Origin of the sequence: Enterococcus mediterraneensis, assembly GCF_900604485.1 — a bacterium.
GTDB lineage: Bacteria > Bacillota > Bacilli > Lactobacillales > Enterococcaceae > Enterococcus_C > Enterococcus_C mediterraneensis.
In genome coordinates this window covers 2,301,365-2,315,700 of record NZ_UWOP01000001.1, presented here as the reverse complement: position 1 = coordinate 2,315,700, position 14,336 = coordinate 2,301,365, and the positions used below count along the sequence as shown (strand labels likewise).

Annotated in this window: 11 protein-coding genes; 2 read left to right on the top strand and 9 right to left on the bottom strand. The window is 42.5% G+C overall.

The genetic code is table 11. From position 1 onward, the window contains the following. Positions 1–219 precede the first annotated feature (219 nt). Positions 220–2,025 carry a glutamine--fructose-6-phosphate transaminase (isomerizing) gene (gene glmS / locus EFB00_RS11455; protein WP_122646921.1) on the top strand — a complete coding sequence of 602 codons (1,806 nt, stop codon included), beginning with the start codon at positions 220–222 and terminating at the stop codon, positions 2,023–2,025. A gap of 47 nt (positions 2,026–2,072) precedes the next feature. On the opposite strand, the gene glmM is transcribed toward glmS, so the two are convergent. From glmM to cdaA, 3 genes are read right to left on the bottom strand one after another with little or no spacing between them, the layout of a single operon-like run. After that, on the bottom strand, positions 2,073–3,428 hold the full coding sequence (glmM, locus tag EFB00_RS11450; RefSeq protein WP_122647098.1) for a phosphoglucosamine mutase: 1,356 nt from the start codon (positions 3,426–3,428) through the stop codon (positions 2,073–2,075). Between the two features lie 27 nt (positions 3,429–3,455). Continuing rightward, positions 3,456–4,574 carry a CdaR family protein gene (locus tag EFB00_RS11445; protein ID WP_122646920.1) on the bottom strand — a complete coding sequence of 373 codons (1,119 nt, stop codon included), beginning with the start codon at positions 4,572–4,574 and terminating at the stop codon, positions 3,456–3,458. Beyond that, positions 4,571–5,461: a diadenylate cyclase CdaA gene (gene cdaA, locus EFB00_RS11440; protein WP_122646919.1), complete on the bottom strand. Its 891-nt coding sequence runs from the start codon at positions 5,459–5,461 to the stop codon at positions 4,571–4,573. Before cdaA ends, EFB00_RS11445 begins: the two co-directional genes overlap by 4 nt. A gap of 250 nt (positions 5,462–5,711) precedes the next feature. Between cdaA and EFB00_RS11435 the strand changes: the two genes are divergently transcribed. Beyond that, a complete protein-coding gene (locus EFB00_RS11435; protein WP_122646918.1) occupies positions 5,712–6,236 on the top strand; it encodes a DsbA family protein in 525 nt (174 codons plus the stop codon). A gap of 68 nt (positions 6,237–6,304) precedes the next feature. Here the strand turns inward: EFB00_RS11435 and whiA are convergent, their stop codons facing one another. The 6 genes from whiA to uvrA form a co-directional block, all read right to left on the bottom strand. Then, complete coding sequence (gene whiA, locus EFB00_RS11430) at positions 6,305–7,237, bottom strand: DNA-binding protein WhiA (protein WP_122646917.1); 933 nt, start codon at positions 7,235–7,237, stop codon at positions 6,305–6,307. A 13-nt stretch (positions 7,238–7,250) separates the two neighbouring features. Next, positions 7,251–8,246 (bottom strand): gluconeogenesis factor YvcK family protein, encoded by a 996-nt coding sequence (locus EFB00_RS11425; RefSeq protein WP_122646916.1) that lies wholly within the window; start codon positions 8,244–8,246, stop codon positions 7,251–7,253. Continuing rightward, a complete protein-coding gene (rapZ, locus tag EFB00_RS11420; protein ID WP_122647097.1) occupies positions 8,243–9,127 on the bottom strand; it encodes an RNase adapter RapZ in 885 nt (294 codons plus the stop codon). The genes EFB00_RS11425 and rapZ overlap by 4 nt, the downstream gene beginning before the upstream one ends. A gap of 131 nt (positions 9,128–9,258) precedes the next feature. Further along, complete coding sequence (locus EFB00_RS11415) at positions 9,259–9,999, bottom strand: amino acid racemase (RefSeq protein WP_122646915.1); 741 nt, start codon at positions 9,997–9,999, stop codon at positions 9,259–9,261. Positions 10,000–10,002: 3 nt separating this feature from the next. Then, on the bottom strand, positions 10,003–11,259 hold the full coding sequence (locus EFB00_RS11410; RefSeq protein WP_122646914.1) for a carboxylate--amine ligase: 1,257 nt from the start codon (positions 11,257–11,259) through the stop codon (positions 10,003–10,005). Between the two features lie 247 nt (positions 11,260–11,506). Next, on the bottom strand, positions 11,507–14,326 hold the full coding sequence (gene uvrA, locus EFB00_RS11405; protein WP_122646913.1) for an excinuclease ABC subunit UvrA: 2,820 nt from the start codon (positions 14,324–14,326) through the stop codon (positions 11,507–11,509). Between the last annotated feature and the right edge of the window lie 10 nt (positions 14,327–14,336).

The following is a 14,336-nucleotide window of genomic DNA, read 5'->3' as shown; positions in this document are numbered from 1 at the left end:
TCTATAAAAAAGATAGAAAGGAGTAATCTATACCAATAGGAAACAGCGCCAGATCTGTTCTTTACAGATGACGAGGAAAGAGTTTATCGAAAATTCGGCGGGTGACTCTAGGGACTGCACTCTACAGACAAATACAAAACAAAGTCGTGAGGCTTAAACAAACCATTTGTCGCGCAGATAGAAACATATAATGAATATAGCGAAAGTAGGAAAGTCATTATGTGCGGAATTGTAGGAATTATTGGAAAAGAACATGCAGAAGAAGTAATTTTAAAAGGATTGGAACGCTTAGAATATCGAGGATACGATTCAGCCGGTTTGTTCGTGGCAAACGCTGAAACAGCTCATTTAGTTAAAGCGCAAGGTCGGATCAGAAACTTGGAAGAAAAGATCACCCCTTCTACTACAGGAACGATGGGAATCGGTCATACTCGCTGGGCAACTCACGGAAAACCTAGTGAAGCAAACGCCCACCCCCATACTTCTGCCAGCCAACGATTGGTCTTGGTCCACAACGGAGTGATCGAGAATTTCGAAGCATTGCATCAAGAATATCTTTCAGAAGATCATTTCATCGGTCAAACAGATACAGAGATCGTTGTTCATTTAGTAGAAAAAATGATGGCTTCCGGTACTACAGTCAAAGAAGCCTTCAAAAAAACACTTGGATTGATCCGCGGCTCTTATGCCTTTGCATTAGTAGACAGAAAAGACCCTGAAACTATCTATGTTGCAAAAAATAAAAGCCCGTTATTGATCGGGTTAGGTGATGGTTTCAATGTGCTTTGCAGTGATGCTCTAGCAATGCTGGATCAAACGGATCGTTTCGTTGAATTAGAAGACGGCGAGATGGTGACCGTTCGCGCTGATCATATCACTATTGAAGATATCGCGGGGAATGAAATCACACGTGCGCCTTATCAAGCAACCTTCGATGCTTCTGATATCGAAAAAGGTACCTACCCTTATTATATGCTGAAAGAGATCGATGAACAGCCGGCTGTTATGCGTCGAATCGTTGAACATTACACTACAGACGGTCAGATCGTTATGGACTCTCAATTGATCAAAGAGCTAGCGGGAAGCGACCGCATCTATATCGTCGCTTGCGGAACCAGCAGTCACGCCGGTTGGGCAGCGAAAAAGTTCATTGAAACATTAGCTGAAATCCCAGTCGAAGTCCATCTTTCCAGTGAATTCGGCTATGATATGCCGTTGTTATCTAAAAAACCATTTTTCATTTATTTGACTCAAAGCGGAGAAACCGCCGACAGTCGTCAAGTATTGGTAAAAACCAATCAGCTCGGCTTCCCTTCATTGACGATCACAAATGTTGCCGGATCGACTTTGTCTCGAGAAGCAGACTATACACTATTGCTGCATGCAGGACCAGAGATCGCGGTAGCATCTACAAAAGCCTATACCGCTCAGATCGCTGTCTTGGCGCTTTTAGCTAAAAAAGTTGGGGAATATCAAGCAAATCCTATCGCCCTTGAACTGGATATCGCTCACGAATTGGGATTGATCGCTTCAGGAATGGAAACAGTCATCAACGAAAAAGCGTTGATCCAAGAACTGGCCGCCGATTATTTGACAGACACCAGAAACGCTTTTTATATTGGCCGCAGCAATGACTATTATGTCTCTTTGGAAGCCGCCCTGAAACTGAAAGAGATCTCATACATCCAAGCTGAAGGTTTTGCCGCCGGCGAGTTGAAACACGGAACGATCGCATTGATCGAAGAAGATACACCGGTTATCGGAATCATCACGGAAGAGATCACTGGTTCTCATACTCGCGGCAACCTCAAGGAAGTCGAAAGTCGCGGTGCCAAAACATTGACTATAGTCAGCGAAGAATTGGCAAAAGAGACTGACCAGATCATCTTACCGACAGTCCATCCATTATTGACCAGCTTGATTTCTGTGATCCCTACCCAGCTGATCGCTTATTATGCGACATTGCAACGAGGATTTGATGTAGACAAGCCCCGCAATCTGGCAAAATCAGTTACTGTGGAATAGAAAAAACGACCTTAAAGTCTCAGACTTTAAGGTCGTTTTATTTTGCTTTAATCGATCCCGATTTCTTTGCGAACGACATCGGCGATTTTTTCGACATAGTATTCAACTTTTTCGTCAGTTGGCGCTTCTGCCATTACTCGCAATAATGGTTCAGTACCGGAAGGGCGAACTAAGATGCGGCCTTCACCGTTCATTTCTTTTTCAGCTTCTTCGATGACTGCTTTGATAGCTGGAACTTCCATCGCACCGTTTTTGTTGGATACCCGGATGTTAACTAGTTTTTGCGGATAGATGGTTACTTCTGCTGCCAATTCAGACAATTTCTTGCCGGTTTGTTTCATGATATTCAACAGTTGGATACCAGACAGCATGCCATCACCAGTCGTATTGAAATCTAAAAAGATCATATGTCCGGATTGTTCCCCGCCAAAATTATAATCGTTTTTGCGCATTTCTTCTACAACGTAACGGTCACCTACTTGAGTGATCACATCTTTCAAACCGATCGCTTCTACAGCTTTATGGAAACCAAGATTACTCATGACAGTTGTCACGATCGTATCTTGTTTCAAGCGTTTCTTTTCAGATAAGTATTTTGCACAAATATACATGATCTTATCGCCGTCAACGATATTACCCAATTCGTCTACCGCAATGACCCGGTCGCCGTCGCCGTCAAAAGCCAGACCGGCATCCGCACCTTTTTCAACAACAAATTCTGCTAATTTTTCCGGATGAGTCGAGCCAACTCCATCATTGATGTTCAAACCGTTTGGAGAAGTACCGATCGTGTGGAAATCTGTTTCCAAATCAGCAAACAGACGATTGACTGTTGTCGCTGTCGCTCCGTTCGCTGCATCGATGCAGACAGTCAAACCAGATAGATCATCATTGATCGTTTGTTTCAAAAATTGAGAGTATTTCAGCAAACCTTCCGGAAATTCTTCCACCGTCCCCAAACCTTCAGCAGAAGGTCGTGGCAATGTATCTTCAGGAGCATCCAATAGCGCTTCGATCTCTAATTCTTGATCATCTACCAGTTTGAATCCATCGCTGCCGAAGAATTTGATTCCGTTGTCTTGTGCTGGATTATGGGAAGCAGAGATCATGACCCCGGCACTCGCTTTTTGTACTCTTGTCAAATAAGCAACCCCCGGTGTAGAGATCACGCCAAGTTGGAAAACTTCGATCCCAACTGAAAGCAATCCGGCGATCAGCGCATTTTCCAATAATTGTCCCGAAATCCGAGTATCACGACCTACCAAAACCCGCGGTCTTCTTTCACCGTTTTCATGTTGGCTTAAAACGTAGCCGCCATAGCGTCCTAATTTGAATGCTAACTCTGGAGTAAGTTCAAGGTTTGCTTCTCCTCTTACACCATCGGTTCCAAAATATTTTCCCATTGTCATTTTACCCTCTCTATCTTATGTCTAGTTGTTGTCATTAGTTGTTTCTTGCGTTTCCTGCGATTCTTGCGTCGTCGTTTGCGAAGATTCTTCTGATCTGTCTGCGACTGAAGTCGATTCCTGCGAAGAAGCAGGCTGGCTGGTCGAAGCCGGTGTATTTTCTGTTCTTTCTGTGGTTTCATCAGATTCTATCATGATTGGCACGATATGAACAGAGACCGTCTTCGGATCGATTTGATGACCATCATCGACCGGAATCTCTACCGTTTTGGTGGTCGCTTCTCTGATTCCCGTTATATCTACCGGGATCCCAATATTATTCGTATTGTTGATATCAGACAACGGACCTCTGAGTTTTGCTGTCAGTTGTGACAGACTAAAGGTATAACCTGAGACGCCTGACGGTAATTTCCCTACTTGCGCAGCATACAGACCTACCGTTTTTTCAGGAGCTGTTAATCCCACTTGGACATCGACTTTGGCAGGTTCTGCTTGAATGCTCAAACTGTTGCCTTTCTCATCCAAAGCTTGGACGTCGACAGTTTCTTCAACATCTTTGGAAGCTACTTTTTCCGGATCGACGGTAGCAACGACTCGATCGATCAATTCAAGAGTTTTGTCCCCTGTCGTTATATCGACTTCTTTTGGATCAACCGACACTTTTTCGATTTGATAGCCTTCTTCCAGATTGGCACTTGAAACGACTGGTTCAACTTCAAACGTTTTCGTCACTTTCTTTTCTATCGTGACTGTAACGGTTCCCGGATCGACTGAGGCAGTGACTGCACTGCTCAATCCGTTGACGCGAAGTTTTACTTCATGGGTGCCTTCTGATAAATTGGAAAGATCGGCGATCACTCGGAAACTTCGGGTATCTTCGTTCGCTTCAGAATTCAGCTGGATACGATTTGCACTTTTCAATTTAACTTTGACAGTTGGTTCATAGCCATGGATGTAATATTTTGAAGACTCATAGATCAAGTGTACCGGAACATTTGTCGCATCTTCTTCATAAGCTTCCGGCGTACTTGTCAGACTTGCTGTCAAATTATTATTCCCATTGACATTGAAAAACAAAACAAGACTGAACAGCAAAGCCAGCACTGCATATAACACACTGCCTTTTGATTCTTTAGAACTCATTTGCGTCCTCCTTTACTAGTGACACCGTCGATAAAGGATTGCAAAATATTTTTGCGGTTTTTCTCTTTTGTTTTTTCTTCTGGGACCAGTTCCCTCCGTAGAATAGCCAAATATTCTTCCTGTGTCAATCCTGCAAGCAATTCATTATTCAATGTGATGCTGACGTCCCCGGTCTCTTCAGATACCACTAAAGTTACCGCATCACTTACTTCACTGATTCCGACAGCGGCCCGATGGCGTGTTCCGAATTCTTTAGGTATCAGCATACTTTCAGAAAGCGGCAGATACGCAGAAGAAACCGCGATTTTTTCATTTTGAATAATCACCGCACCATCATGCAGCGGTGTATTAGGAATGAAGATATTGATCAGCAATTCTCCAGTAATATCCGCATCCAACGGTATCCCGGTCTCCACATATTCTTCCAAACCTGTATTCCGCTCGATAGCGATCAGTGCGCCGATTTTCCGTTTAGACATATATTGGACTGCCTTGTCCAATGCCAAGACCATTTTTTCGTCTTTTTTGCGTTCTTGCTTTGACGCTCGGAAAAACGAACTTCGCCCTAAATGTTCCAGCCCGCGACGAATTTCCGGCTGAAAGATCACGATCGCCGCGATCACCCCATAAGTAATGACTTGATTCATCAGCCATGATAGCGTATGGAGCCCCAGCATCTCCGCTAAAATCCGGATCACAATAAAAACAGCGACTCCCTTAAAGAGCTGGATCGCTTTTGTGCCTTGAACCAACTTGATCAATTTATAAATGATATACCATACTACTAAAACATCTAAAATGTTTATAAAAAATTTCAGCGAAAAAAAGTCCACCGAAAATAATTGTCTCCAATAATCAACATTAAATAATTCCCCGAAATCAAACATAGACAGCCTTCCTTTACTTAAGACTTTACAAAAATAAGTATACCACAGGTTGTCTTTCAAATTAGTGAAAAAAACCCTTTTCTTGCTATTTTCATAAAACTTTCAACTATCAAAGCGCACTTTCTGACAAGTTTCATGTTTCACCCTCCACAAACGACTTATTTTCAGTTATTTTGATATTCGAAAAAAATACGTCTGCCACTTTTTTCTTTGACGTTTTTTCGTTACACTAGTTATGGGGGGATCTATTATGGATATCACAGAAATCAATCGACTGGAAACAAATACCGATGTAGGCGTCATCATCGGAGATACAAACGCGCCAAAAGCGATCATCGAATTCGTCAATCTGCGCTGCCCTTATTGCCGCGAATGGTTCAAAAAATCAAAAGAGATCATCGATCAAGCTGTGAAAGATAAAAAAGCTTACCGTGTCATCAAACTTTTTGATAAAGAAAAAGAATCACTGCAACGAGGCAATGTCATGCATCGCTACGTCACAAAAGGAGATACAAAAAAAGCTTTTGCTGACATCACCCGTATCTATGAAACCCAAGATCAATGGGGCAATCTTGAATTAGAAGAAGTAGCCAAATTCGCTGAACAACAATTAAGTTTGGAAAACTATGAAGACAGCCTGACCACAGAAGCGATCATCGACGAAGCGGAACGGGCTAATATCCGCTTTGTGCCCACGATCATTATCGAGGATAAGATTTTTGATGAATCGGTGGATCTTGAAGACTTGAAACGCTATATCGAGAGCGAAAGCTGAAAACAAAAAACTGCAAGCGCTGAAACTGTCAAACATCTTTGTTTCACAGTTTCTTGCTTGCAGTTTTTTTAAGCTTTTTCCCGTAATCGTTCTGCAAATTCATTGATTTTGCGGATTCGATGGTTGATCCCTGATTTGGAGATCGCACCAGAGGGGATCATTTCCCCTAATTCTTTCAAACTGACCTCAGGATGTTCCAATCGCAATTCAGCGATTTCCTGTAATTTTTCCGGTAATGCCTGTAAACCGACATGTTGTTCGATAAATTGGATATTGTCGATTTGTTTAGAAGCGGCATCGATGGTTTTGTTCAGATTGGCTGTTTCACAATTCACCAAGCGATTCACAGAATTGCGCATATCCCGGACGATCCGAACATCTTCGAATTTCAGCATTGAGTTCGTAGCACCGATCAACGTCAAAAAATCAGCGATCTTTTCGGCTCCTTTGAGATAGGAAATATAGCCGTTGCGCCGCTCCAACATGCGGGCATTCAAATCATAGTAATTCAGCATATCGCAAATATCTTGGTTGTGCTCTTCATAAATAGAATAGATTTCTAAATGATAACGGCTGGTCTCTGGATTGTTCACCGAACCAGAAGCCATGAAAGCTCCCCGAAGATACGAACGCATTTTTTGCGCATTGCCCATGATTTCATCAGATACATGCGTATGGAACATCATGCCGTCCATGATGTCTAATTCATTCAGTACCCGCTGCGTATCTTGCTTCAAACGAACGATATAAACATTATTCTTCTTCAATTTCATTTTGCGCCGTACCAGCAATTCGCTGCGGACATTAAAGTGATCTTTTAACAGAGAATAGATTCGTCTGGCAATCGCAGCATTTTCAGTTTGAATGTTCAAGACGAATTGATGATTAGTCAAACTCAGTGAGCCATTCATTCGGATCAGTGCCGCTAATTCTGCTTTTGCGTGTTCCCGATGAACAGTCAAGCCTGTCAATTCCTTCTTGACATCTGCTGCAAATGACATTTTCTCTCCTCCTTTATTTTGCGCCGTATACGATACGCAATAATTCTTCGGCAACTTTTTCCCCGTCATGGAAAACGCCGCCGTCTTCTAGTTTCAAAAAGTCGGCAGAAACCACGCGACATTCTTCTTTTCGCAGTCCTTTAAAATCATGTTTGACCTGCACCAAGTATTCATCATAGATCAAGGGGTCCATATAGCCTTCAGGAACTTTCTCCGTGTTTACTAAAACAGTATCGATAAAGCGCCCTTCTAAATGCTTATGCAACACTCGTACATGATCAGCATCCGTAAAATGCTCGGTTTCCCCTTTTTGCGTCATGATATTGCAGATATAAACAGTTTCGGCTGAAGTCTCCATCAACGCTTTACCGATTTGACTGATCATCAGATTCGGCAAGATACTGGTAAATAAGCTGCCCGGTCCTAAAACGATCATATCGGCTTCCATAATGGTAGAAACAACTTTACGAGCCGCTTTCGGTTCATCATCGCCATGCTGATTACGGACAAAGACATGATCGATGGTCTTGCGATCCAATGCGATCTTTGATTCGCCGACAGCTTCGGTCCCATCTGTGAAAACTGCGTGCAGTACCAGCGGATCCTCGCTGGAAGGATAGATATGTCCATTCACGTGCATCATTTTAGACAATAATTGGATCGCTTCATACGTACTGCCCCGCATTTCAGAGATCGCCGCAATGATCAGATTTCCCAACGCATGATTGGCTAAAAACTTGTCTTCTTTTTTAAAACGATATTGAAAAATATCTGAATATAATTTTGGCATATCCGATAACGCCGCCAAAACATTTCGCAGATCTCCCGGCGGTGACATGGCGATGGACTCGCGGATCTCCCCGCTGCTGCCGCCATCATCAGCTACCGTCACAACTGCTGTGATGTCCACCCCTTGATTGCGCAGACTTCTTAAAATGACCGGCAAACCGGTCCCGCCGCCGACAACGACGATCTTCGGTTTGCGGATACGGTATGTTTTCATCTTCATGAACGATTCACCGTCTCTTTGCGCTTATCTTTGTCACGATGGGTGATATTTACTTTATAATTTTTTGAAAGTTCTTCACCGATCCGTTCGCTTAATGCGACTGAACGATGCTGTCCGCCTGTACAGCCGATAGCGATCGTCAAACTGCTTTTTCCTTCATGGACATACCCTGGCATGATCGCTTCCAATAAACCGATAAAGTGTTGATAAAACTCTTCCGTTTCACTAAAGGACATGACATAGTCGTAAACTTGTTTATCAAGACCGGTCAATGGGCGCAAGTCTGCGATGTAGTGAGGATTAGGTAAAAAGCGGACATCCATCACGATATCAGCATCGATTGGCAGACCATACTTGAATCCAAATGAAATGATCTCGATTCGGAAACCATGCTCATTTGAAGTTTTGAACTCGCTGTTGATTTTTTCTCTTAATTGTCGAGGTGTCAGTTTGGTAGTATCAATAATGATCGTCGCTTTTGGCTTGATATCTTCTAAGATCGCCCGTTCTTTGCGAATACCTTCTGTGATCAACCCATTCATCGCCAATGGATGCGCACGTCTCGTCTCTTTATAGCGAGAAACCAATTCCTCATCAGAAGCGTCTAAAAAGAGCATCTGTGTGTCAATAAAATTCGTATTTTCAATATCGATCAGCATATTTTCGATTTCTTCAAAGAAAGAACGTGATCGCAAGTCAACGACTAAAGCGATTTTGGTGATTTTTCCCGATTCTTTGATTAATTCCCAAAATTTCGGAACTAATGATGGCGGCATATTATCGATACAGAAAAAGCCCATATCCTCAAAGCTTTGGATCGCGACTGTTTTTCCAGCGCCGCTCATCCCTGTTATGATTACTAATTGCAGATTGTCTTGCATCATTGAAAACCCCTTTCAATGGTTAATAATGATCATTCGCTCTATTATAACATTCCGGGCGTGTCTTTGCACGGTTTTTTCAATCTAAGCATAAAAAGAACTGGAAAATCATCATGATTTCCCAGCTCTTTTTACGCTTTATTTATTTTTAGCGATTCATCACTCAACTTTGCGCGATCTTCTAACGCTCGTTCGATCGTCCGGTCCACCAAAATCGATTGCGCATCCACTACCGGATAAGGATTGTTTTCGGTAAATTCTTCCATTAATGAAAGTTCTGTACAACCTAGAACGATCCGTTCGCATTGATATTTTTCAACCGCTTCTTGTAAGATCTCAAAATACAATTCCTGATTCAAAAAATCATTTTCCTTGATATCTTGATAGATCAGATGATTGACCTTTTCTTGCAGTGCTCTGTCTGGGATCACCACATCAAATTCAGCATCTCTCAACTCTTTTTCATACACACCGGCCTTGACACTGCCTTCTGTTCCTAAAAAAGCAACTTTTCCTTTGATTTGCTGTCTCGTCAATTCACGAGCCGCTTCCCGAGGCATATGCAAGATCTCGATATCAGTGGCAGCTTGCAGTTCGTCAAAGAAATAATGAGCTGTATTACAAGTCAAGACAATAAAATTCGGCTGTAAGAGATTTTGTTTGGCAATATCATCCAGTAAAAAAGGCATTGGATTTTCGAGGGTTCTATCCAAGATATACGCTGTCCGGTCAGGAACCGTCGCATGATTAAACAATACATAATTCAGATAGTCTTGGTCTTTGTGAGCCACAGTACGCTGGTTCAGCAGACGAACGAAACTTTCAGTCGCCATCGTGCCCATCCCGCCTAAAATACTAAAAAAATTCTCCACAAGCTATCCTTCTTTCACGTTAAAATATTTTTTGAATCGCTTGATATAGTTATGGAACATGTACTGCATCAAAGCCCAGCGTTTGATCGATTGGTCTTTATTATAAAAGACTGTCGTTCCAAAGCGGCCTTCTTTTATCAGTTTCTCCGCAAATGCTTTGTCGGCATTGTCGCGGGCATATTTTCTGAAAATCTTCTTCGGAACTCCCAACCAAACTTTAGCGTTTGGCGATTTATTGGTCCCATATTCTGTTTCCCGGAAGACAGACGAGTAGACAAGATCTTCTGTGATATATTTGGCTAGATTGAATCCGTTCAGCGTAACGAAAAAGCTGCTTCTTCCTTGACGCAGATTGATCTCGAACAGTTTGTATTCACCGTCGCGTACATCATATTTCATATCAAAGTTCGCGAATCCTACATAATTGATCTTTGTCAAAAATTCTTTGATGGTTTGATAGATCTTTTCGTTATAATCAGGAACGATCACCACATAATTTCCTACAGAAGCAGGCGTTGGATCTTCCAATAAGGGGTGACCCAAGAACATCATGCGGACATTTCTGTCATGGTCGACATATGCGTTCAAAACTCGCATATTGCTGTCATCACCAGGGATAAAATCTTGCACGATCATTTCGCTAGTATAACCAGCTTGATACAAACGATCTAAAATCATATCAAATTCTGCCTGATTATCAATGATAAACGCTTTTTTACGTCCTTCAAAATGAACAGAAAGCCATTCTACGCTATTGGCAGGTTTTAACGCTACCGGAAAATCAAAAGGCAATGGTTGATTCAACTTGCCGTCAATCACCATTTCTTTTTTCACGATCAGCGTTTTTGGATATGGAAGCTGATATTCTTCACAGACTTCATAAAAACTTACTTTGTTGATCAATCGCTTGAACAATGAATAATCATTTGCCGCAAAAACATAATACGGAGCCAATTCCTCTTTATGTTGAGACAGCAATTCTGCATAGCCGTCCCCACAAGCGATCAATAAATATCTCTTAGATGGATCATTATAGGTGTTTTTCGCTAAATTCAATAATTCTTGAATAAATACCGGATCTTTGTCAAATCCTTCGATCACTTTCACATCGACGATTCTGCTGTAACGCGTTGGGGCAAGCTGATCTGAGGCATAGGCAATAGATGAGATTCCATACTCTTCGTGGAATGCTCGCGCCATACCATAAACATTCATATCACTGCCTAAAAGAATCGGAATAAAGCTGATTTGATCATTCATTTTACACACTCACTTCTACTAACGGATTCACTAAATAGTTCTCTTAAAATATACAACAGAACCATCATACCATAAAGAAAAAAGCAATCAAAGATAGAACTTCGATTGCTTTTTTCAATTTTGAACGGATAGAACTTATAGGACAGCAATTCAGCGACGGAACGCCGAATTACTCTCTTAGATGCATTCTATCGAAAGGATTTTCTTCTTACAAGCATTTGAAAGAACATTAAGAAAACTTTAAATTTTATTTCAAAACTTTTTTCAAATATTGTCCTGTATAGCTTTCCGGCACAGCCGCAATGGCTTCCGGTGTTCCTTCAGCGATGATTGTACCGCCCCCATCTCCGCCTTCTGGTCCTAAATCGATCACATGATCTGCTGATTTGATGACATCAAGATTATGTTCGATAACCAGAACTGTGTTACCAGCATCCGCCAACCGTTCCAATACTTTCAACAAGCGAGCGATATCGTCGGTGTGCAGACCCGTAGTCGGTTCGTCCAAGATATAAAAACTCTTACCGTTCGAGCTCTTATGAAGTTCACTGGCTAGTTTCATCCGTTGTGCTTCACCGCCGGATAAAGTTGTCGCCGGTTGTCCTAATGTCACATAGCCCAGCCCTACATCAACGATCGTTTGCAGTTTGCGATGGATCTTAGGGATATGTTGGAAAAATTCCACCGCATCTTCTACAGTCATTTCTAAAATCTCAGCGATATTCTTTCCTTTGTAATGTACCTCTAACGTTTCTGAGTTATAACGTTTGCCATGACAAACTTCACAAGGCACATACACATCTGGCAGAAAATGCATCTCGATTTTGATGATCCCATCGCCTTTGCAGGCTTCACAGCGTCCGCCTTTCACATTGAAACTGAAACGGCCTTTTTTGTAACCGCGCATCTTCGCTTCATTGGTTTTCGCGAAAAGATCACGAATATCATCAAAAACGCTGGTATATGTCGCTGGATTGCTTCGCGGTGTCCGGCCGATCGGACTTTGATCGATATCAACGATTTTTTCGATTTTTTCATAACCAGTCAAGGTTTTGAATTTTCCTGGTTTATTGGAATTTCGATTGATTTTTTGCGCCAATGCTTTTTTCAAGATCTCATTGACTAATGTCGATTTACCTGAACCTGAAACGCCTGTTACAGCGATGAACTTTCCAAGCGGAAATTCTACACTCACATTTTTCAAGTTGTTTTCACTGGCACCGGTGATTTTGACTTTTTCTCCCGTTCCTTGTCGACGTTCTGTCGGTACAGGGATCACTTTTTTTCCTGACAGATATTGTCCAGTCAAAGATTTTTTATTTTTCGCCACTTGTGCTGGTGTTCCTGCCGCTACGATCTCGCCGCCTTCTTGTCCAGCCCCTGGACCCACATCGATCAGGTAATCCGCCGCACGCATCGTATCTTCGTCATGTTCTACCACGATCAGCGTATTTCCAAGATCCCGCATTTTCCGCAAAGAGTCTAACAAACGATCATTATCTCTTTGATGGAGCCCGATAGAAGGTTCATCCAAGATATACAACACACCGGAAAGATTTGAACCGATCTGCGTAGCCAAACGGATCCGCTGCGCTTCGCCCCCGGACAATGTTCCCGCTGCTCGGCTCAATGTCAGATAATCCAGACCCACGTTTCGCAAAAAGCTCAAGCGGTCATTGATTTCTTTTAAAATCGGTGTTGCGATGACTTGTTCGGTCTCTGACAGATTCACTGTTTCAAAGAAATCCAAACTATTATTGATAGCCAATTCGCTGATTTGTCCGATATTTGTTCCATTGATTTGAACAGACAATGCTTGTGGGTTCAAACGGTATCCATGACACGCTTGACAGGTCAGTTCAGTCATATACAAACGCATTTGGTCCCGCGTAAAATCACTATTCGTTTCATGGTAGCGGCGTTTGATATTGGTCAGCACTCCTTCGAATGCGACTTCTACATCTCGTACACCGCCAAAATCATTTTCATAATGAAAATGGAAACTTTCACCATTAGAACCGTTCAATATAATCGCTTGATGTTCTTCTGGTAATTCTTCAAACGGTGTATCCATATCGATACCAAAGCTGTCACAAGCTTGTTCCAGCATTTGAGGATAATACTGCGAACTGATGGGATTCCAAGGAACGATCGCTCCTTGGCGCAGTGTTTTCGTTGGATCAGGAATGACTAGATCCACATCGACTTCCAATTTGACCCCTAAACCGTCACATTCCGGACAAGCGCCAAAGGGAGCATTGAATGAGAACAGACGGGGTTCAAGTTCGCCTACTGTAAATCCGCAATAAGGACATGAATAGTGTTCACTAAACAGCATTTCATCTTGTCCGATCACATCGACCACCGCATAGCCTTCCGCAAGTCGCAACGAAGCTTCGAATGAGTCGAACAGACGAGAACGGATTCCTTCTTTGACGACGATCCGGTCGATCACGATACTGATTTCATGCTTTTTATTTTTTTCCAACTCAGGCACTTCTGAAATATCATAGATTTCGCCATCGACACGTACTCGGACATAGCCTTCTCGTTGGATTCGTTCAAAGACTTTTTTGTGTTGTCCCTTTTTTTGATAGACGATCGGTGCCAAGATCTGGATCTTCGTCCGTTCAGGCAGCTGCAACACTTCATCTACCATTTGTTCTACTGATTGACTAGTGATCTCGATATGATCGTTAGGACAGATAGGATGGCCGACACGAGCATAAAGCAGACGGAGATAGTCATTGATCTCCGTCACGGTACCGACTGTGGAACGAGGGTTTTTGCTGGTAGTCTTTTGGTCGATAGAGATCGCCGGACTTAATCCGTCGATACTGTCGACATCCGGTTTATCCATTTGACCTAAAAATTGCCGCGCATAGGCTGACAGACTTTCAACATATCGCCGTTGTCCTTCAGCATATAATGTATCAAATGCCAACGAGCTTTTCCCTGAACCGGATAATCCCGTCACTACAACTAATTTATCACGAGGGATCGTTACATCGATATTTTTCAGATTATGGGCACGCGCACCATGAATCACGATCTTGTCATTTGCCATGTTTGTCCTC